The 20,514-nt window shown below is 69.4% G+C and carries 15 protein-coding genes; 8 read left to right on the top strand and 7 right to left on the bottom strand.

The features are described 5' to 3' along the window. Positions 1-67: 67 nt before the first annotated feature. Together ABZ371_RS05325 and ABZ371_RS05320 are read right to left on the bottom strand one after the other, a co-directional pair. Positions 68-433: a hypothetical protein gene (locus ABZ371_RS05325; protein WP_358673744.1), complete on the bottom strand. Its 366-nt coding sequence runs from the start codon at positions 431-433 to the stop codon at positions 68-70. Between the two features lie 3 nt (positions 434-436). Further along, positions 437-2,059, bottom strand: a complete 1,623-nt coding sequence (locus ABZ371_RS05320; protein ID WP_358673765.1) for a condensation domain-containing protein — start codon at positions 2,057-2,059, stop codon at positions 437-439. A gap of 301 nt (positions 2,060-2,360) precedes the next feature. Here ABZ371_RS05320 and ABZ371_RS05315 point away from each other — a divergent pair, with 301 nt between their 5' ends. From ABZ371_RS05315 to ABZ371_RS05295, 5 genes are read left to right on the top strand one after another with little or no spacing between them, the layout of a single operon-like run. Further along, positions 2,361-4,922 carry an amino acid adenylation domain-containing protein gene (locus ABZ371_RS05315; protein WP_358673741.1) on the top strand — a complete coding sequence of 854 codons (2,562 nt, stop codon included), beginning with the start codon at positions 2,361-2,363 and terminating at the stop codon, positions 4,920-4,922. Beyond that, the gene (locus ABZ371_RS05310; protein WP_358673738.1) at positions 4,919-6,442 is read left to right on the top strand and encodes a lyase family protein; all 1,524 of its coding nucleotides are present in this window, start codon (positions 4,919-4,921) and stop codon (positions 6,440-6,442) included. Before ABZ371_RS05315 ends, ABZ371_RS05310 begins: the two co-directional genes overlap by 4 nt. Further along, positions 6,439-7,362: a kinase gene (locus tag ABZ371_RS05305; protein WP_358673735.1), complete on the top strand. Its 924-nt coding sequence runs from the start codon at positions 6,439-6,441 to the stop codon at positions 7,360-7,362. The genes ABZ371_RS05310 and ABZ371_RS05305 overlap by 4 nt, the downstream gene beginning before the upstream one ends. Before the next feature lie 17 nt (positions 7,363-7,379). Next, positions 7,380-9,647 (top strand): pyridoxal-phosphate dependent enzyme, encoded by a 2,268-nt coding sequence (locus tag ABZ371_RS05300; protein WP_358673733.1) that lies wholly within the window; start codon positions 7,380-7,382, stop codon positions 9,645-9,647. Between the two features lie 16 nt (positions 9,648-9,663). Next, entirely contained in the window at positions 9,664-10,707 is a 1,044-nt protein-coding gene (locus ABZ371_RS05295; RefSeq protein WP_358673730.1) for a GntG family PLP-dependent aldolase, read from the top strand. A gap of 131 nt (positions 10,708-10,838) precedes the next feature. Here the strand turns inward: ABZ371_RS05295 and ABZ371_RS05290 are convergent, their stop codons facing one another. From ABZ371_RS05290 to ABZ371_RS05280, 3 genes are all read right to left on the bottom strand, one after another. Further along, the gene (locus tag ABZ371_RS05290; protein WP_358673727.1) at positions 10,839-11,681 is read right to left on the bottom strand and encodes a phenylalanine 4-monooxygenase; all 843 of its coding nucleotides are present in this window, start codon (positions 11,679-11,681) and stop codon (positions 10,839-10,841) included. A 16-nt stretch (positions 11,682-11,697) separates the two neighbouring features. Beyond that, complete coding sequence (locus ABZ371_RS05285) at positions 11,698-12,180, bottom strand: hypothetical protein (protein ID WP_358673725.1); 483 nt, start codon at positions 12,178-12,180, stop codon at positions 11,698-11,700. A gap of 125 nt (positions 12,181-12,305) precedes the next feature. Beyond that, positions 12,306-13,829: an AMP-binding protein gene (locus tag ABZ371_RS05280; RefSeq protein ID WP_358673722.1), complete on the bottom strand. Its 1,524-nt coding sequence runs from the start codon at positions 13,827-13,829 to the stop codon at positions 12,306-12,308. A 697-nt stretch (positions 13,830-14,526) separates the two neighbouring features. Between ABZ371_RS05280 and ABZ371_RS05275 the strand changes: the two genes are divergently transcribed. Next, positions 14,527-15,348: a hypothetical protein gene (locus tag ABZ371_RS05275; protein WP_358673720.1), complete on the top strand. Its 822-nt coding sequence runs from the start codon at positions 14,527-14,529 to the stop codon at positions 15,346-15,348. Here ABZ371_RS05275 and ABZ371_RS05270 read toward each other — a convergent pair. Both ABZ371_RS05270 and ABZ371_RS05265 read right to left on the bottom strand, forming a co-directional pair. Further along, on the bottom strand, positions 15,343-16,395 hold the full coding sequence (locus ABZ371_RS05270; protein WP_358673717.1) for a hypothetical protein: 1,053 nt from the start codon (positions 16,393-16,395) through the stop codon (positions 15,343-15,345). The genes ABZ371_RS05275 and ABZ371_RS05270 overlap by 6 nt on opposite strands. Before the next feature lie 52 nt (positions 16,396-16,447). Continuing rightward, positions 16,448-17,731 (bottom strand): MFS transporter, encoded by a 1,284-nt coding sequence (locus ABZ371_RS05265; RefSeq protein WP_358673714.1) that lies wholly within the window; start codon positions 17,729-17,731, stop codon positions 16,448-16,450. Between the two features lie 346 nt (positions 17,732-18,077). Here ABZ371_RS05265 and ABZ371_RS05260 point away from each other — a divergent pair, with 346 nt between their 5' ends. Next, positions 18,078-19,190, top strand: a complete 1,113-nt coding sequence (locus ABZ371_RS05260; protein ID WP_358673711.1) for a hypothetical protein — start codon at positions 18,078-18,080, stop codon at positions 19,188-19,190. 27 nt (positions 19,191-19,217) lie between these two features. Next, positions 19,218-20,495, top strand: coding sequence for an aminotransferase class III-fold pyridoxal phosphate-dependent enzyme (locus ABZ371_RS05255; RefSeq protein WP_358673708.1), 1,278 nt, complete (start codon positions 19,218-19,220; stop codon positions 20,493-20,495). The last annotated feature ends 19 nt before the right edge of the window (positions 20,496-20,514 follow it).

Raw genomic sequence — 20,514 nt, 5'->3', positions numbered from 1 at the left:
CGTGGGCAGTGCGGCGTGGTCCGTGGTCATCGACTTGCCATCCTCCATCCAGCGGGTGTGACGGGCATTAATCGGGAATCTCGCTCTCGCTGATGAACCTGATATGTCGTTCGTCTCGTTCATCGAATGCCGGCGCCACAGTGAGGACCATCTCCATCGTGCCGAAATAGTGGATCCGGGTGTTCGGCGGGACGGTTACCAGGTCGGTGGCACCGACGGCGATCGCCTCGTCGTTCAGGTGGAACACTCCCCGACCGCTGACGATGTAGTAGATGTAGGAACTTCGGGAATTGGAAAACTCCTGGAAATGCCCCCGTTCCACCTGCACGCGCACAACCGTGGCCGACGGGTCGCGTTGTCCGTAGACCGTCAGCTCGATGCCGTGTTTGCCGAAGACATCCGCGTCCTCGACGGTGTGCCGGTACGTGGTCATGGCTCAGCGCCCCGCCATCGCGGCCGTCGCCGCCTCCAGTTCTCGCGGCAACGAGAACTCGAAGACCAGACTCGTCGGAGTCCGTCGGCCCGCGAGCGTCTCGTAGTGGGCCACCAGCAGCGGCACGAGCAGCGAATAGCCGCCCGCCTGGAAGAAGTCGGTGTCCTCGTCGATGTCGTCGCGCTCCAGGATGTGCCGGAACGCCTGCAGCCACAGCGAGCCGGAAGGCGTTCCGGCGCCGGTGGCCGGAGCCTCCCCGGCGCGCGGCGCCACCTCCGCCGCGTCAGCCGCACCGAACCCCTCGTCCTTGTTACGGGCGTCGCGTGCCGGGCGCGCGGCCACGGCCGGTGCCAAGGTGCCGATCGGCGCGGACGGCCTGGCGACGTAAGCGCGGAGCAGGGCCTCGAATCCGGTGGCGAGCGTCTCCACGTCCTCGGGCCCGAACATCTGAGTGGAGTACTCCCAGACCAATTCGTAGCCGTGGTCGCCGTGGTCCGCCTGCAGGACCTTGTCCGGCATGACCACGACGCTCAGGTCGAACTTGGTGCTGCCGGCGCTCACGGCGATCTCCATGTTGACCGAGATGCCTGGGATCTTCACGGGCGGACAGGGGGCGTCGTGCATGGCGAACATGATGTTGAAAAGCGGGTTGCCCAGCCCTTTGCTGCTGCGCTTGAGCGCCGTCACCAGGTCCTGGATCGGAGCGGACTCATGGTCGATGGCGTCGAAGACCGCCGTCATGGCCTCCTCGGCAAGGTCGCTGCCCGGAGCCAGGGGGTCGATCGCCAGCCGAAGGGGTATGGCGCCGACCATCATCCCCACCGTGTGCTCGAATTCCACCGGGCGGTTGGCCAGCGGCATGCCGATGACCAGTTCGTTCTGCCCGGAGTGGCGGCGGCACAGTTCGGAGTAGACGGCAAGCAGCGTGGCGAAGACCGTGTGACCACTCTCCTGGGCGACATCCCGCACCTGGTCCATGAGCGCGGCGGAGAGCACCTGCCGGAACTGCCCGCCGCGGTGATCGAACAGGGCCGAGCGCCGGGTCCCCAGGGTGGGGAAGTCGACGCTGAACCGGGCACCGTCGAGCCGCTCCGCCCACCAGGCAACGTCGGCGGCGACCCGCGCACGATACGCGTCCGAGCCCGTGTAGGCGACGTACTCCTCGTACGAGGGGGCAGCCTCCGGGACGTGGTGTCCGCCGGACATCTCGGCCGCGTACTGATCGAGCACGTCGCCGAGGAAGATCACGGTGGACCGACCGTCGTGCACCAGGTGGTGTTCAGTCATGGCGAGTTGCCAGTGACCGTCGGCCAGGTGCAGCAGCATCCAGCGGGCGAGCGGCGCGGTCCGTAGGTCGAAGGCGGTGTTGACCTGCCCGCGGAGCAGTTCCTCCCGCCGTCCCGCGGGGTCGTCGGCGTCGCGCAGGTCGTACTGGGGGACCTCCACGGAGATATGCGCAACGACCTCCTGCACGGGGATCCCGGAATCGGTGTCACACATCCGGATCCGGAAGGCGTCGTGGCGGCCGACCGCGTCGGCGATACATCGGCGGATCACCACCGGATCGAATTCACCATGAAATTCGACCACCGCGGTGGCGTGATAGGCGCGGCTCTCCGGAAGCACCTGCTGCTGGAGCCAGACGATTTGCTGTGCGGCGCTGAGCGGAAACACCGGGTCTCCTTCTTCTGAGGCAGCGAGTGTCGAGTATGCAGAGCGGTGGGCGGCCCACCGGTACTGGCATCTGTCAGTACGTCGGGCCGGCGGATCCCTGACCGATGTCAGTACGGGCGAACCCCACAGCTCACTAGCGTGTTTCCTTGAGAGACCGGGCCGCGCGGACGCTGCGCCCCCCTCTCCCCTTTCGGATCGGTTACCGCTCAGGAATCCAGGCCGCCCCTATCGTTCGGCCGGAAAGGCTGGCACTGTGACGGAGAAGGCCGAGGCAGTCCGCGGTCGGCAGGCACACGGGGTGGGGCCGGTACGGCCGCTCCCCGACCGCCGTGCCCACGAGATCTTCGAGGAGTGCGCGCGGGCGACGCCGTCGGCCATCGCGGCCGTCCACCGTGGCACGCGGTGGACATACGCGGAACTCGACGCCGCTGCGAACCGAGTGGCCGGAGCCCTCCTCTCTGCCGGGCTGCGGCCCGAGGGCGTGGTGTCGGTGATCAGCCACCGCTCGCTCGACTGGCTGGCTGCGATGCTCGGTATCTTCAAGGCGGGCGGGGCCTATCTGCCGATTGATCCGGCCTACCCCGACGAGCGGATCGCCGACCTGCTGCACCGCAGCGGGAGCCGGCTGGCCCTTGTCGAGGACGATGTGTCGGAGCGCCCACTCAAGGAGGCGGCCGTACGGGCGCTCCCGCTGGCTCCGGCAGCAGCCGTCGAGGCACAGCCCGCCCGTGTCGGGGACGGGGCGCTTGCCTACATCTACTTCACCTCCGGCTCCACGGGGGCACCGAAGGGCGCCGCCTGCGAACACGCCGGCATGCTCAACCACCTGCTGGCGAAAATCGACACGTTCGAGATCGCGGCGGGCGCTGCCGTGGCCCAGACCGCGTCCCAGTGCTTCGACATCTCTCTGTGGCAGGCGCTCGCGCCGCTCCTCGTCGGCGGCAGCACCGTGATCATCGATCCGGAGCTGATGCTCGACGTTCCCGCGCTCCTCGCCCTCCTGGCAGCGGAGAATGTCGGCGTCCTCCAGCTCGTCCCCAGCTACCTGGACGTGATCGTCAGCAGGCTGGAGCGGGGCGACCGCGCGCCCGACTCGCTGCGCATGCTCGGCGTCACTGGCGAGGCGGTGAGCCGGCAGGTGCTCACCCGTTGGTTCAAGCAGTGTCCCGACGTGCCCGTGGTCAACGCCTACGGCGCTACCGAGGCATCGGACGACACGACACACGAGGTCATCCGCGGCATGGCGGACGACGAGCAGGTCACCGTGGGCGTGCCCATCGCCAACGTCCTTGTCGACGTCGTCGGCGAGGACGGGCTTCCTGTGGCGGACCACAGCATCGGGGAGATCACGTTCTCCGGGGTGTGCGTCGGCCGGGGCTACATCAACGATCCGGAGCACACCGCAGAGGCCTTCGGCGACGATCCGGTCCGCCCCGGGCTGCGCCGCTACCGCACCGGTGACTACGGACACTGGCTGTCCGACGGGCGGCTGCGGTTCGTTGGCCGACGGGACGAGCAGGTGAAGATCAGCGGGGTCCGGGTCGAGGTCGGCGAGGTCGAGGCGCAGCTCGTGAGGGTGGCTGGGGTGCGGGCGGCGTGCGTGATCGTGATGCCGGACGGCGCGAGCAAGCGCCTTGCGGGCTTCTACACGGCCGAGCAGGCGATACCGACGGTCCGTGAGCTGCTGGCCGATCGGCTTCCGACGCAGTTGGTGCCGCGTACGCTGCGCTGGCTGCCCGAGTTCCCGCTCACCGACAACGGCAAGGTCGACAAGCGGGCCTTGACGGAGCTGGAGACCAGCAGTGCGAGCGGCAACAGCGTGACGCCGCCGCGGACCGCCGCGGAGCGGCGGATCGCCACCGTGTGGGCGGAGGTGCTGGGCCTGCCGCTCGACGAGGTCGGCCGCAACGACGACTTCTTCGCCCAGGGCGGCGGGTCGCTGGCGGCAGTACGGCTCGTCGTGCAGCTCGGCGGGCTCATCTCGCTCGTGGATCTCATGGCCAACCCGGTACTGGCCGATCTAGCCGCCGCTGCCGAGGGTACCGGTCCGGCCGAGGCCCCGCTGCTCCAGCCGCTGTCGGTGCCGAAAGACGCGACCGCGGCACTCGTCTGCGTACCGTACGAGGCGGGCAACGCGCTCAACTTTGAGGCCATGGCCCGGGCGTTGTCCGCCGCGGACGTGGCGGTGTACGCGGTGGAACTGCCCGGCCACGACTTCGCCCGGCCGGACGAGGAACTGGCCGGAGTCGACCGGGTCGCCGGCCCGCTGACCCGGGAGATCCTCGACCGGATCGAGCTGCCCGTGGCGCTGTGGGGGCACGGGGCGGGCGTGGCGCTCGCGCTGGAAACCGCCCGGTCGCTGCGGGAGGCCGGTGCACCTCCCCGCCACCTCTTCCTGGCCGCCGCGATCGAACGGGAGCCCGCCGACGGCGGACCGGCCGGTGGCGGAACAGCTGCCGCCGGATCGACCGACATCGGTGCCTGGCTGCGTGACGCCGGCGCGCTCACCGACGTCGACCAGTCGCGTTCGAGCCGCGGCGAGTTGATCGAGCGCGCCTACCGGCACGACCTCCGCGAGGCGGAGCGGTACCTCAGCGCCTTCTCCGGGACCCTCGACCTCCCCACGACGATCGTGGCGATCCCTGCGGCTCCCGGTGAGGGCGAGGCCACGGCGCGCTGCGCGGACGCACTCCCCGGGGCGCGGATCACCCGGTTCGCGGAGCCGAGCCGCTATCTCTTCCGCAGTCACCCCGCCGCCGCGGCGGAGATCGTCACCGCGACCCTTGCGGCCGCTGAGGAAGGCAGCACCCGTTGAAGCTGACCGGTCGGCTCGCGGCCACGCCGGACGACTTCATCCGGCAGGAGTTCCTGGAGCCCCAGTTCACGCACGAGGTCGCCCATCTGCTGCGCTGGTACGTCCTGATCGAGAAGGCGCTGCTGCGCGAGTACCGCCGCCTCGGCGTACTGGCGGACGATCAGGTCCACCGACTCGCGGCGGCGCTCGACGGGCTGACCCCGGAGCGGCTGACCGCCGGCGCCGGGGCGGCCCTCACCGACATCGCGCTGGCGATGGAGGCCGACGTCACCCGGGCTCTGCCGGAGCCCGTGCCCGCCTGGCATGTCGACCGCAGCCGCAACGACCTCCAGGCCACGGCCCAACTTCTGTACGGACGCGAGCAGGTGAGCGAGATCGCAGCCCTGCTCGGAGAGCTGGCCACGGTCGCGCACGAACGGGCGTCACGCGACATCACCTCGCCGATGCCCGGGTACACGCACCTCCAGTCGGCGCAGATCATCACGCCGGGCTTCTACCTCAGCGCCGTGGTGGAACACGCGCTGCGCGTGTCGTCCCGGCTGCTCGGCACGTACGACCGGATCAACCGCTCGCCGCTCGGCGCAGGTCCGATGGCCGGGCAGGAACTGGGCTGGGACCGTGCCTGGTTGGCACGGGCAATCGGCTGCGACGGACCGGTCCCGCACGCGCTGCCCGCGGTCGCTTCGCGGGAATGGCTGCTCGACGTCGCCGCCGACCTCGCCTCGGCGGGCGTAGGGTTCAGCCGCTTCCTCACCGACCTCATGGCCTGGTCGTCGAGCGCGTACGGACTGGTCGAGCTGCCGGACGAGCTCGCAGGCATCTCCGCGGCCATGCCACAGAAGAAGAACTACCCGCTGCTGGAGCGGCTGCGCGGGCGCACAGCGCACCTCACGGCCTTCTACGTCGACTTCGCCGGCGGCCAGCGGAACACGCCGTACAGCAACATGGTGGAGGTCTCCAAGGAGGCTGGCCTGCACGCGAGCAACCTGTTCGGCGCGACGCGCGCGGTACTGACCGGTTTCACCCTGGTCCTCGACCGGCTCCAGTGGCGCACCGACCGGATGCGCGCCGTCTGCGAGGAGGACCACTTCGGGGGCTTCGGCCTGGCCAACGAGCTGACCCTGCGGGCCGGGTTGCCGTGGCGTACCGCGCAGGTCGTCGCCGGCCGGTACGTCACCGCGGTGCTGGCCGAGGGTGACGGGCGTCCGGGACACAGCAGTCCGGCGGCACTCGGCAAGGCGGCCCTGGAGGCGGGGCATCCGCTGGACGACCCGGCCTCGTTCCTGACGCACTCCGCGGACGTGGACGCGCAACTGCGCGCGAAGGTGTCCGCGGGCTCGACGAGTCCGGACTCGATGACGGCGCTGCTGGCCGAGCAGCTCACGCGGATCGATGCGCTCCGGGCGGAGTGGGACACACGCCGGGCCGCGGTCCGGGAAGCGCTCGCCGCCACCGACACCGCCGTCTCGCCCCCGGCCGCCGACGCCGCCCTCTCGTCCGGGGCCGGGGGCGCCGCATGACGAGCCGGCAGCTCATCGGCCCGCCGGCCAGGCGCGGGAGGAACCCGGCGCGCGCCGTCGCCGTCAGCTCCGCCTTCGGTACCTTCGGGGAGCTCCTCCAGGGCGCCCTGCCCGACGGCGGCCCCGACTTCCTGGTCACCCTGCCCATCGCCCGATGGGCCACGGCGACGTTCGAGTACCGGAGCGCCGACGACTCCGTCGAGGTGTCCCCGGCGACGAAGACGAAGGCCCGCCAGGTCGCCGAGACCGTGCTCGCCCGGTACGCCGACGGCGGCGGGACGCTGCGGCTCAGCGGCGCGCTGCCGGAGGGCAAAGGCCTGGCGAGTTCGTCGGCCGATCTGGTGGCGACGGCGCGCGCTGTGGCGAGCGCGGTCGGCGTCGAGCTGCCGCCCCGGGTCATCGAGGACGTGCTGCGCCGGATCGAGCCGACAGACGGCGTGATGTATCCGGAGGCGGTAGCGTTCCGGCACCGCGAGGTCAGGCTGCTGGACCGGCTCGGCGCCCTGCCGCCGATGACCATCGTCGGCATCGACGAGGGCGGCACCGTGGACACGCTCGCGTTCAACCGGATCCCCAAGAACTTCACCGACGCGGAGCGAGACGAGTACGCCCTGCTGCTGGACAGGATCCGGACGGCGGTGCGGGCCGGTGACGCGGCGGCCATCGGGCAGGTGGCGACCCGCAGCGCCCACCTCAACCAGCGACTCTGCCGGAAGCGGACGCTGAACGCGATAACGGCGCTGAGTGCGGAGGTCGGCGGGGTCGGGGTGGTGACCGCGCACAGCGGGTCCACGATCGGGCTGCTGCTGCCGCACGACGTCCCCGGTTTCCGGAGCCGGCTGGCCGAGGCCATCAACCGGTGCGGTCAGCTCGTCCATCGCGAACGGGTGCTCTGTTACCAGACCTTGGTGTCGAGCTGACAGGAAGCGGACCAGCAATGATCTTCAATGACCTCGTCGAGGCCGTCGGGCACACGCCCGTCGTGCGGCTGCGGACGGCACGCTCGGACGTGACCGTCGCGGCCAAGCTCGAACTGCAGAACCTGTTCGCGATGAAGGACCGGGTCGCCCGCCAGGTAGTTCTCGAAGCGCGCGCGAACGGGGTCCTGGCCCCCGGCGCGCCGATCATCGAGAGCTCCTCGGGCACGATGGCCCTGGGGCTCGCCCTGGCGGGCCACGCCCTCGGCCATCCGGTGCACATCGTGACGGACCCCCGGATCGACGCGATCACGCGGGCGAAGCTGACGGCGCTCGGCTGCTCGGTGCACGTGGTCGAGGCGATGACCGCGAACGGCTGGCAGAGCGCCCGGCTGGAGCGGCTGGCCGCGCTGCGCGCCGAGTACCCGGGGGCGTTCTGGCCCCGGCAGTACTCCAATCCGCAGAACCCCCTGGCGTACGCCGCCCTCGCCGACGAACTGGTGGCGGACCTGGGCCGGATCGACGTGCTCGTCGGCGCGGTCGGCAGCGGCGGATCGCTGTGCGGCACCGCCCGCGCGCTGCGCCACGCTCTGAAGGCCGCGGGAAGCTCTGGTCCGCTGCGGGTGATCGGCGTCGACGCCGTCGGCAGCGTCCTGTTCGGTCAGCCCGACCAGCCAGGACGTCGGCAGAGCGGCATCGGCAACAGCCTGATCCCGGCCAACCTGGACTACGCGGAGATCGACGAGGTCCACTGGCTGAACGACCGGGAGGCCTTCGTCGCGACCCGTGAACTGGCCCAGGAGGAAGCTCTGTTCGCCGGAAATTCCTCGGGGTCGGTCTACCGGGTGCTGAGGCACCTGGCCGACACCGTCGCCCCCGGCACACGTGTCGTCGGGATCTTCCCCGACCGGGGGGATCGCTATGTGGATTCGATCTACGACGACGCGTACTGGAAACGTGCCGGACTCGCCGACCTCCCGCTGCGGACGGCGCCGGCCACGGTGCGCTACGGCACCGAGGTGGACGGCTGGGCCCGGGCCGAGGTGCCGTCCACCCCCCGGCGGCGCCTGGTCTTCGTCGAGTCGAACACGACGGGCACCGGCATGCTGGCGCTCGCGCGCGCCAGGGACCTCGGGCTGGCGCCCGTACTGCTCACCGGTCGGCCCGGCCGCTACCCCGGCATCGGTGAGGCCGACTGCCAGGTCATCCGCTGCGACACCAACGACGGGGACGCCCTGGCGGCGGCCCTGCGTACCCACTTCGCCCCCGGCGAGGTGGCTGGGGTGACGACCACCAGTGAGTTCTATCTGGAGGCCGTCGCCCGGCTGGCCGCCTCGCTCGGCCTGCCCGGCAACCCGCCCGCGGCCGTCGCCGCGTGCCGCCGCAAGTCGGCGACCCGCCGGCTGCTGACGGACGCGGGACTGCCACAGCCGGTCTCGGTGCCGGTGACGCGGGTGGCGGACATGCCCGACGCGGTCGCGGCCACCGGGCTGCCTTGCGTTGTCAAGCCGGCCTCGGACTCGGCGTCGACGGGCGTGCTGCTGTGCACCTCCGTCGAGCAGGCCCGCGACCACGCCGCGAAGCTGCTGGCGATCACGCACAACGTGCGCGACCAGGCGGTCCCGCCGGAGGTGCTCGTCGAGGAGCACGTCCAGGGGCCGGAGTACAGCGTGGAGACGATCTTCGTGGCGGGTGAGTTGCACGTCGTGGGCATCACCCGGAAGTCGGTGTCGCCCCCGCCCTCGTTCGTCGAACTCCGGCACACCTTCCCGGCACCGCTGGACAAGGCCGGCTCCCGCGCGATCGAGCGGATGGTGCGGGCGGCGATCGAGGCGGTCGGGCTGCGGCACGGCGCCTGCCACACCGAGGTGCGCCTGACCGCGAAGGGGCCGACGGTCATCGAGATCAACGCCCGGCTCGCAGGTGGCATGATTCCCGAGCTGATCAGGCTGGCCGGCGGGCCCGACCTGCTGACCCAGCAACTGCGCACGGCGGCCGAGCTGCCCGTCGAACTGCCGCGGACGGAGCTGATCCCGACCGGCGTCGCCTTCCTCACCGGCTCCGTCGAGGGGCGGCTCGCGGGCCTGGAGGGCGTCGAGCCCGCCCGGCGACTGCCGGGGGTGGCCGAGGTCCTCGTCACGCGCCGCGCCGGCGACCCGATCCGTCCGGCCACCGACGCCTACGACCGGATCGGTCACGTCATCGCGTCGGCTGACTCGGTGGCGGAGCTCGACCAGACGCTCGACGCGGCGCTGGAGCACATCACTGTCCGATTAACGAACGACTGAGCCGGGACGGGCTGCCATGATCGAGATGCGAAGTGACACCTTCACCCTGCCCACCGAGGAGATGCTGTCGGCCATGGGCCGGGCGACCCTTGGGGACGACGTGTACGGCGAGGACCCCACCGTCAACCACCTGGAGGAACTCGCCGCGAAGAGCGTCGGCAAACCCGCTGCATGCCTGATGCCCAGCGGCACGATGGCGAACCTCGCCGCCCTGCTCGTGCACGTGCCGCGTGGCGGCAAGGTGCTTGTCGGCGACGAGAGCGACATCTACCTGTACGAGGCCGGCGGGGCAAGTGTCTGCGGCGGCATGGTCTACGAGCCGATCCCCACCCGACCCGACGGCACGCTCGCGCTGGACGACCTGGCCGCGGCCTTCCCGCCCGACCCGGACGACCCCCAGTTCGCGCTGCCGGGCCTCATCTGCGTGGAGAACACCCACAACCGGATGGGCGGCCGCGTGCTGAGCCAGGCGTACCTGGCCGAGCTCAAGGCCTTCGCCGCCGTGCACGGCGTCCCGGTGCACATGGACGGCGCCCGCATCTTCAACGCCGCCGTGGCGTCGGGGTTGCCGGCCGAGGAGATCGCCGCCCACGCGGACTCCGTCCAGTTCTGCCTCTCCAAGGGTCTGTCGGCGCCCATCGGCTCGATCCTCGCGGGATCGGCCGAGTTCATCGGGAAGGCGCGGCGCGTCCGCAAGATGCTCGGCGGCGGCATGCGGCAGGCCGGCGTGTTCGCGGCGGCCGGTACGGTCGCGCTGACCGACATGGTCGACCGGCTCGCCGAGGACCATCGGCTCGCGGCGCGTTTCGCGGCGGGGCTGGCGGAGGTGGACGGGATCGACGTCGCCCCGGGCTCCGTCACCACCAACATCGTCCTCTTCCGCGTCACGGCCGAGGGCCTGGACGCCGCCCGCTTCCTGGAAGATGCGCGGCAACGCGGCCTCGCCATGGGCGAGTTCGGGCACGGGCGGATCCGGGCAGTGACCCATCGGGCCCTCGGTCCGGCGGACGTCCCGGCCGCCGTGGCGATCGTGGCGGACGTGGTGCGCGCGGCGCGGTGAGGACCTGAAGGACCGAGGGGCCGGGTCCGGTCCACGGTCCGGACGTCACGGGAGCGGCGGCGGGGAGGGAACCCGCCCCCGCTCCCGTACACGCACCCCCGCCCCCGGTATACGGCGGCGGAGGGCCGGGCTCAGTGCCCGCTGCCGACCCTGCGGGACCTCCTGTCGAGCAGGGCCGCGATGCTCTCGTCGTCGCAGCTTCCCCAGAAGGCGCCGAGGACGTCCTCGACCTGGTCCAGCGAGTCCGCCTCGAACAGCAGCGGCTGGTACGTGCTGATGTCGTACTCAATGTCGACGAGACTCTCGATGTCCAGCGGCAGGAAGGCGGCGCTGCGGAAGTGGTCGAGCTCGCCGTACGAGGAGACCAGCGTCGCCCCGTACGCCTTGCGTTCACCGCGCTCGCGGACGACACCGCATTCGAGGGTGAACCAGAACACCTTGCCGATGAACTGGAGGGCATCGGCGCTCTGCACGCGGGCCGCAGCCTCCCCGGCGAGCCGGTAGAGGTGGGCGAAGCGGGCGTTCGCCAGGGCGATGCCGTGCCCGACGAGGTCGTGCAGCATGTCGGGGTCCTCGCTGTAGAGGGGCGAGCGAGGGTGCCGGAGGTACTGGGTGGAGCGGAAGACGGAATTCGCCAGGCTTCCGCAGAACTCCTTCAGCGGGACGAGCGCGGCGGCGGACTGGAGCCGGAATCCGGACATCGACGCCAACCGGGCGCTGACGTCGCGCAGTTGCGGGACGTGGTCCAGGGGGACGGCCAGTTCCTCCGCCGCCTGGAGGTAGGGGGCGGCCGCGTCAACGCGGTGCCGGACGGCGAGGTCGGCGCAGACCAACCGCCACACCTCGTGCTCCCAGTCGGTGTACTCCACAAGAGGGATGGGGTCGTCCGGCGTCAGGCCGGCCGACAGCGCGCCTATCTCGCTACGGCGCTGCCCGTAGGCGGCATCGGTGATGCAGGCGTGCTTCCTCTGCATGAGGGATCACTCCAATTCAGGGAAGGGGGCGGGGGCGGGGCGGTCGATGCGCGCCCCGCCCCACGGCGCCGGTCGGCGCGTACGGTCGGGCGGAGAGGACGCCCAGGATGCTGTGCTCGACCACCTCGGAGGGCATGTCGACAACGCCCGACGCGGCACGCATCAGACGGGTCATCGCGGCGCGGAGTCCGTCGGCGGGTTCGTCGAGCAGGACCGCGCTGACGACCAGCTCAAGGACGAGGGCGTCGTACTCGGTGGACGGGGACCGGTACCGCTGGGCGTGCCCCTCGACCAGCGCACGTGTGATCCGCCGCCCGCCGTCCGCGGTCGGCACGAAGGTGGCTTCGTAAATCCCGTAGCCGGTCTCGCTCCGGTAGAGCCAGAGCACATCTCCACGGCAGCGGGCGATCCATTTCGCACCGCTCCTGCCGCGCGAGCAGCCCGCCCGGATGCGCTCCCACTCGGCGTCGGAAAAGATTCTCGGTGGCAGTGCGGGCATGACACGAGGCGTCAAGAGGGGAGGCCCGTCCCCGAGGGACGTGGGCCGGGCGTCAGGTCCGCTGGGCTTCATGCGATCACCGTCGAAATTCGTCGTGGCGACTTCACGTCTGTGTGCCGTCCGGCTCAGCCGGCGAGTTCCTCGGCCCGCTTCCTCAGGGCGAGGCGGTCGACCTTCCGGTTGGGGTTGAGCGGCAGGCTCTCTAGGTGGACGTACTGCCGCGGCAGGACGGTGTCCGGGAGCACAGCGCCCACACCGTCGGCCAGCTCCTGATCGGGCACCTCGTCGCCGGTGTAGAAGACCACCAGTTCCTCGCCGTGCGCGGCCGCCCGGGTGACGGTGACCGCGTCGAGCACCCCGGCGCAAGCGCGCACCACGTGGTCCACCTCCGCGAGCTCCACCCGCCAGGCGTGAATCTTCACCTGCGAGTCCATCCGCCCGAGGTAGGCGAGCTCGCCGTCCGGTTGTGCCCGGACCCGGTCACCGGTGCGGTACCAGCGCCGTCCGTCGGCGACCACGAACCGTCCTTCGTTCTCGGCCGGATCGAGGTAGCCGGTCGAGATCTGCGGCCCGGTGAGCCACAACTCGCCTTCCACCGCGGATTGTTCGCCGCCCTCGGTCACCAGGCGAAAGTCGTTGACCGCGTGGACCTTCCCGATCGGGACCGTGCCGTTCACCCCGCGGCGCTGCGACTCCTCGCCCGCCCAGCGGTGCCAGCACACGCCGATCGAGAACTCTGTCGGCCCGTAGAGGTTCTCCACCTTCGATCCGGGCGCCGCCACCAGCCAGTCCAGCACGTCCTGGCAGCGCAGGGCCTCCCCGCCGAAGAAGGACCACCGCAGACCGTCGAGGGCGCCTTTCGCCAGGGCACCCATCTCCCGCGCCATCCAGATGCCGCTCGGCGTGGAATGCCAGACGGTGATCCCATGCTCGGCGACGAACCCCGGGAGGTCCCGGTACGCGGACGGCGGCACCGCCTGGAGGGTCGCGCCCGCACCCCACGCGGCGAAGACGTCGTGGATTCCGGGGTCGAAATTGAGATCGAAGGTCTGCGACAGCACATCGTCCGGCCCGAAGTCCAGCCGCCGGTCCATCTCGTCGAAATAATGCGCGAAACCGCGGTGTGCGATGGGAACGGCCTTGGGGATTCCTGTCGAACCCGACGTGAAGAGAATGTACGCCGGGTCGGCGAGCTCCACTTCGACCGGTTCGGCAAGCGCCGATTCAGCGGATACAGGGATCAGCGGGAATCCCGTGACGGAACCGCCGTTGTCGAGGACGCGGACGGTCATCCCATCCCTTACGACCTCCGGCAGTACCGCCAGGCCACGCTCATCCGTGATGACCTCCCCCACGCCGGCCGTCATCATCATGCGCCGCGTCAAAGCGGCGGGAAAACTCGGCTGGAGCGGAACGACCGTGCCACCGGCGTACAACACCGCCAGAAGCCCCACATAAGTCGTTACGCTTTTTCCTGTCAGCACACCGACCGCGCCCGGAGAACCATTGGCCCGCAGTGCACCCGCCCACCTCAGAGCCGTGTCGTGCACCTGCTGGTACGTCACATCCTCCGAACCGACCCGCAGTGCGGAACGGTCGGCTGAAATCTCCAGCCCGCGCAGAAATCGCTCGACCAGCGTGAGAGCCATAGACCCCGCCAACCCCTAACTCCCGATCGGGAAAGAAAAGCCCAGCGCGACAGCACGTCCCCTAACCCATTCAGTACATGACGCCGGACGTACCGACCTGTACTGACATCCGTCAGGAGTAACTGTCCAGATACGCGGGTTGCTCGCGCACGTCTGGGCCGGCCCGCGCCCGGGGTACCTGCGGACACGACCCCGCCCCCAATGTCGAGCCGGCCGCCGTCCGACGCGTACACGCAATAGGGATTCGACGTCACGAATCTCCCAAGACCGAAAACTCCTTGCCAAGCCCACAAGTCAAGATGTAGAGGCAAAGGAATTGCGATCACATTGGCTTGATCTGATCAGTCAGACCCTCCGGGAGGCCTTGACAGACCGAGCGAGGCGGAGCAAGGATCGCCATTCGAATCGGCGATCCGCTGACAAGGATTCCTAAAGCCATTCTCGGAGAGCAAGCACCACCGGCGCATGAGCGATACGCTGCCACCGCCTCGACGATTCCAGCATCGACAGAGCCACCGAAAGCAATGTCTCCGAAAATGGGCGAGCGATGGGGCAAACAATTTACCGTAAGTGCAGATTCGTTTCTGCAGCTGCACATCGTCAGGCTTCCACCTAGGGCACACACCGCACCCTAGCCAATCGGAACCCGTCCTCCTTTGCACTCCTACAAGAAGTCGAAGATGACAGGAAGGGCACCATGGACAACCTCTTCGAGCGTGATGCAGAAGTGATTCTGACCTGGCACATCCAGGCCCGCCACACGGGTGGATCCACTACCCAGGAAAGGATCAACCTGAAAGTCGGCGATCGACTGGACTTCGGCATACCCAACGCCACCGGAGAATTCCAGCCCAATGCTACGCCCAGCATCGGCACCTTTGAGGTGTCCGACCAGCACCTCTTCTTCTCGAACTTCACCACCGGCACCACGTTCGTCATCGAGAATCTGGAGGGCGGAACTGAACTCGTCAAGGCGCGCCCCCGCCAGCTTGGCATGGTGATCCCGTTCGAGATGTCGCGCATCCTCATCCCCTCCAGCGCAAGCATCGGCGAACTCACCGTCTTCACATCCCCGCCCCGCCTGCTCGGGCCCGAAATGGCCGCTACGCCTACCGAGTCCGCGATGTCCAAACTGGACACGACGACCAAGTACTTCGCCGTTCTCGTCGCCTTGTGCGAGTCGCGTCTGCGCGGTTCCTCGATGGCGGCCGTGCCCTCCGTCCAAGAGGTGGTCGAAAGACTGCGGGGGATCGAGCAGTTCAGGGACGCCAACCGCAGCAGCGTCAACTACCACATCGACTATCTTGCTGACCAGAAGCTTCCGGTCAGCCAGTGGGCCAAGTACCTGAACGAAGGGCGCATGCATTCGAAGCGCGAGGCCCTGGTCGCCTTCTCGCTCCGCTTCGACCTGGTCCGCGAGGAACACCTCTCCCTCCTCCCCGACGTCAAGCTCCTGCGCGCACAACGATGTCTTGAGGCGCGGCAAGCCACGAAGGCGGCAACGGGCGCGATCTCATGAGCCGACGCGCGCGAGGCGTCGTGTCTCGGCACGGCCGAGAACTCCGCCGTGCAGGGTGGCGAAGACGCCGCCCCGCCGTCCCTTCGCCGTCTCCGCTTTCGAGCCGAGACGTATGTGATCGATGCCGAGGCTTCGCGCGTACCGGATCGGCTGGTGGAAGAGCAGGTTGAGGTACAGCGCTAAGCGCTCGTCACTCTCCTCGCCGGCCAGCCCGATCTCGTATAGTTCCAGCTCGTCGCCCCACAACAGGACTGACTGCACGCCCCGCAGCCCGGCCGACTCGGCCGTGAAGGCCAGCAGCCGAACGTCCGGGTTCTCCTGCCAGCGGGAGAAGCGAAAGCTCACAAACTCGGCCGGCTCCCGCTGCCCCTTGGCCGCGTTGTGGTTGGCAATCAACGGGGAAGCCCACTCGTCGACATCGCCCCAGGACGCCTCAGCCACCGTCATCGGGACGTCCGCGATCGCGCGCCGGTCCCGCCGGAGCCGGTAGCGCACCCTGGACGGGAGTGCCTGCTCCCACTTCGGATCGGCCAACCCGTACAGATGGGCCTCCCGACCAAGCTCGGCCCATACGATGCGGTCTTCAGTCGCCGCTGCCAGCGCGTCCCGGGCGTCGTCGTACAGGTAGGGGAACACCAGGCCACGGTCCTCGGCAGCGGCGAGCCGGGCAAGCTCGACGAGAATCCTCCGCAGCTCGCCCGGCGTCCTGGCTCTCGCTTCGACGTGGAAACCGGTGCGCCGGTCGAGGCATCCGCCGACCAGAAGCGAGGTCGCCGGCGTGAACTCGTCGGGCTCTCCATCCGGAAGACCCCAAGCGCGGGGGTCGTACGACGGGTCGGCCCACGACCGCATGCGGTGCCGGTACACCGGCACGACCGCCCTCAGCACCTCGCCCTCAACCCATCCGAGGTAGCGGGCGGCCCACCGGCGGTCCTCCTCGTGCTGGCGGAGCCGACCGTAGGAGGAGGCCGCGCCGGCCCCTGCGTCGAGCGCGTCGAACTGCTTCTGGTCGAAGTCCGCGATGCCTGCGGTGAAACCCATGGCCATGTGTCAGTCCTATCAATCCGATGCCCCAGGCAGTCGTCCCGTTCCGGCGCCCTCAGCCCGCTTCGGGTCGGGGGATGTCCCGCATGCGACGGAGCGGTGAGAAGAACACGAACCAGCCGGCCGCCCAGGAGCCTGCGAAGGCCACCACGAGGGCGGGGCGCACTCCGATCAGGCTGCCGAGCGCTCCGCCGAGCAGGCTGCCAATCGGCATGGTGCCCCACACCACCCAGCGAACGGCAGCGTTCATCCGGCCCATCAACTCGGGTGGAGTCACCGACTGTCGGTAGGTCACCTGGGCGATGTTGTAGACCATGTACGCGAAACCGGCGCTGGCCCAGCCCAGCGGGAAGAGCAGTGTGCCCCAGCCCTCCCAGGCAGCCGCCGCGATGACCTGGGGCGCGCTGAAGACCAGCACAGACACCCAGATGATCCGGGCCGAGCCGACCCGCTCGGCGAGCCTGCCCGCGAACATCCCCCCAAGGATGCCGCCGATCGCCGAACCCGCCAGGATCAGGCCGGTCAGCGCCGGGCCAACGTGCAGCTCGCGGACCAGGAACACCATGGCCAGCGCCGCGGTCATGCCTCCGAACAGGTTCCCTGTGCCCGTGCAGATCACAACCCGGCGCAGGATCGGGTGGCCGAAGACAAACCGCAGCCCCTCGGTGATCCGGCGGCTCAGCGGCTCGTCCGCGGGCGGCGGGGGCGGCGGCTCCTCCCTCCGCCGAATGCCGAGCATCGCCAGCATCGAGAGAGCGTACGACAGCGCGTCCACGACGATCGCCATGGCAGCGCCCACCAGAGCGACCAGCCCGCCGCCCAGGCTCGGCCCGCCGAGCTGCGCCAGCGACTGAGTGGTGCCGAGCTTGCCGTTGGCCGCCATCAGCTCGTCGGTGCGGATCAGCGAGGGCAGGTAGCTCTGGTACGAGACGTCGAAGAACACGGTGCACACACCAGCCGCGAGCGCGACCACGTAGAGCTGCCCCATCGTCAGCACGTCGAAGGCGGCGGCTAGCGGTACCGAGCCAAGGATCAGCAGGCGCAGCAGATCGCAGACGATCATGAGGGAGCGCTTGCGGTGCCGGTCTACGATCGCGCCGGCGGGCAGCGCGACCACCGCGAACGCCAGAGTGGTGGCGGCCGTAAGTAGCCCGACCTGGAATGTGCTCGCGTCGAGCACGACGACCGCGAGCAGCGGCAGGGCGACCCGGGTGACCGCCGATCCCACCTCGCTGAGCGTCTGACCACTCCACAGGAGGATGAAGTCGCGCTGCCGCCAAAGACTCGGGCGTTCGACTTCCGTTTCGAGACCCTGAGAATCGTTCGCCACTTCCGTCATGGCGGGCAACCTAGCACGGCCCGATAAAGGAGTTGAGCCGCTGAGCCCTGTTACCTGTTAGGACTCCCGAGGGCTGGGGAACGGGCAATATGAGGACGCGTCGCAGTGGGCGTGAGCGTGGTGTTGCGTTGGCTTCACCAGTCGGCATCGCAATAGATCTCGCCAACTGGTCGACAATATTCAGTCACCTTCTCTGATTCTGCTCGCAGAGCCGGACGTACGCCGCAGAACCGCAGTCCACGTAAGAAATCAGGGGGACCGCATGACCGACAGGATTCCCTTGTCGAGTGCCCAACTGGCTTTCGGCCTGGATGCGCAGCGTTCGGGTCGCAGAGGGACCGTGACCATGATGTTCCGTACACCGTCGGCCCGGCTGGTGACCGAGGACGTCCGTCAGGTCCTGGAGTCCGTGCTGCTCAGCAATCCCGCACTATCCCACCGGATCCAGTTCTCCCGGGGTACCGCGTACCAGGAGTGGAACCCGTCCGAGTGTCATGTCACCGAACTCCGCGCCTTGGACGCGGAAGCGGTCGCGGAATCCGTGGAACGGGTTGTCGAGGAATTCGAAGCCTCGCTGGACGGCGCCTCGATGACGGCGTGCCTCATTCGGTCCCCCATGGGCGACCATCTGCTGCTGGTTCTCGATCATGCCTTGGTTGATGAGCATTCGGTGCGTTTGATCAAACGGCAACTGGCCGCCCCATCCGCACCTGACGAGCACCTAATGGAGCGATATCGGAACGCCGTTTTCGACCGGGCGAAATCCGAGAAGGAAGCCGCCGACGGCCCCGGGATAAAGTTCTGGACGGAACGCCTGGAGTCCGTCGGCGAATTCCAGCGACCCTCGGCCCGGACCACTCGGGCCATTCCCGTCGAAACCCTTCCGAGCGTCGCCGTCCCGCACGGGTTTCGTGGGTCGCTGTTCCCCTACGTCCTGCACTCGATCCACCACGCCCTGCGCGACGTCGCTGAGCCTGCGCCCACCACGGTCGGCTATCCGTGGGGCGGGCGGAACGCCGCCTACACGGATGTCGTCGGGTGCTTCATGAATACCGTCGTGTCCCTGGACCCGCCCGGGTGCCCCCGGTCTCCGGACCCCACGGGCGACTTTCTTCGGAACTGGTACCGAGAGCTCGACCACGCGGATGTGCCGTTCACCGCGGTCACCACGCTCGGCTCCACGTTCTCCGGCGCGGTCTCGGCCATGCTCAGCTACACGCACGCCGGGCCGCCCACTGTTGACGTCGCCGGTGTCCCGGCCGTCGAGGTCACCCCGAGCCGCAGCGAGCCGCCCGCGATGTGCGGGCTGCTGGCCGGCGTGACACTCCACGACGGCGAACTGCGGCTCCGGCTCCTTCTTGACGAGGAGAACACCACCTACGGAGTCCGCGCGTTCGGCACCCGCTGGCGTGACCGGCTCACCTCCGCGTTCTCACACGTCCCCGAACCAAAACCCTGAAGAACCGACAACCTGGAGAGTCACGAAATGCACCCTTCCACTCGGACGAGTTCACTGTGGCGGCCCTGGACACCGATCACCCAACAGGCCGGCTCGCTGCGCATCGTGGAGGCGCTCGGCAACCGCGTCCGCGACGTGGAGGGCAACTGGTACTTGGACGGCATCTCCGGGGTCCTCAACGCATCCTGCGGGCACGGACACCCCCGGCTGATCGAAGCCGCGACGCAGCAGCTCCAGCAGCTCGTCCACTACGACCCCATGGTGTCGAGCCACGATCCCGCCGAGACCCTGGCCGCCCGGCTGGCCGAGCTGCTGCCGGGCGACCTGAACGAGACGGTGCTGCTCAACAGTGGCTCAGAGGCAACGGAGGCGGCCCTGCGGATCGCGCTCCAGTACTGGCGGAACCTCGGCGAGCACCGTGACCGCGTCATCACCTTCGAGGCGGCGTACCACGGGACGACCTTCCTGGCGCAGCAGCTCTCAAAGCTGCCGTTCACCGTCAGCGAGTGGACCCCGCCGTTCCCGATCGAGCACGTCGCCCTGCCGGCGGCACCACGCGAACTGCGGACCGAGGAGGGCGCCGACGCGCTGATCGCCGCGTTCGCACGGGCGCTCGAAGCCGGACCGCCCGCCGCTGCGGTCATGGTGGAGCCGCTGCTGGGCCTCGGCGGTTGCGTCGTGCTCCCGGCCGGGTTCCTGGCGCGACTGCGGGAGTTGTGCGACCGGCACGGGGCACTGCTCATCCTGGACGAGGTGTTCTGCGGATTCGGGCGCACCGGAAGGATGTTCGGGTTCGAGCACGAGGGGATCACCCCGGACCTCGTCACCATGAGCAAGGGGATCAGCGGCGGCTACGTACCGCTGGCGGCGGTGACGGTGACCTCCCGGATCAAGGAGACGTTCGTCCGGGAACCCGTCGCGCAGGGGCTCCGGTACGGGCACACGACGGGCGGACACGCCGTCGCGAGCGCCGTCGGAAACACCGTCCTCGACGTCATGACCGACGAGAAGCTCGTGGAGAACGCGGCAGCCCAGGGGAACGCGCTGCTGGAGGGCCTACGGAAGCTCGGGGCGAGCCCGCTGATCACCGATGTCCGCGGGCTTGGCCTGGTGGTCGCCATCGAGGCCGACACGCCGGAGTCAGCCGCCGCTATCGCCGAGGCGTCGGCGCAGGCGGGCGTGATGACGCGCGCGGAGCGCGGCGTGATCCGGATCGCTCCCCCACTGACGCTGACCGACGACGACACGGCGGAGGCGGTCGCAAAGATCAGCGGTGCCGTCGACGTCGCCCTGGCCCGACGCTGAACCGATCGGAGACAAGGAG

The organism is Streptomyces sp. NPDC005899, assembly GCF_040629645.1.
In the GTDB taxonomy this organism is placed as follows: Bacteria; Actinomycetota; Actinomycetes; order Streptomycetales; family Streptomycetaceae; genus Streptomyces.
The sequence above is the reverse complement of the archived record's forward strand: the minus strand, read 5'-3'. Positions and strand labels throughout refer to the sequence as shown.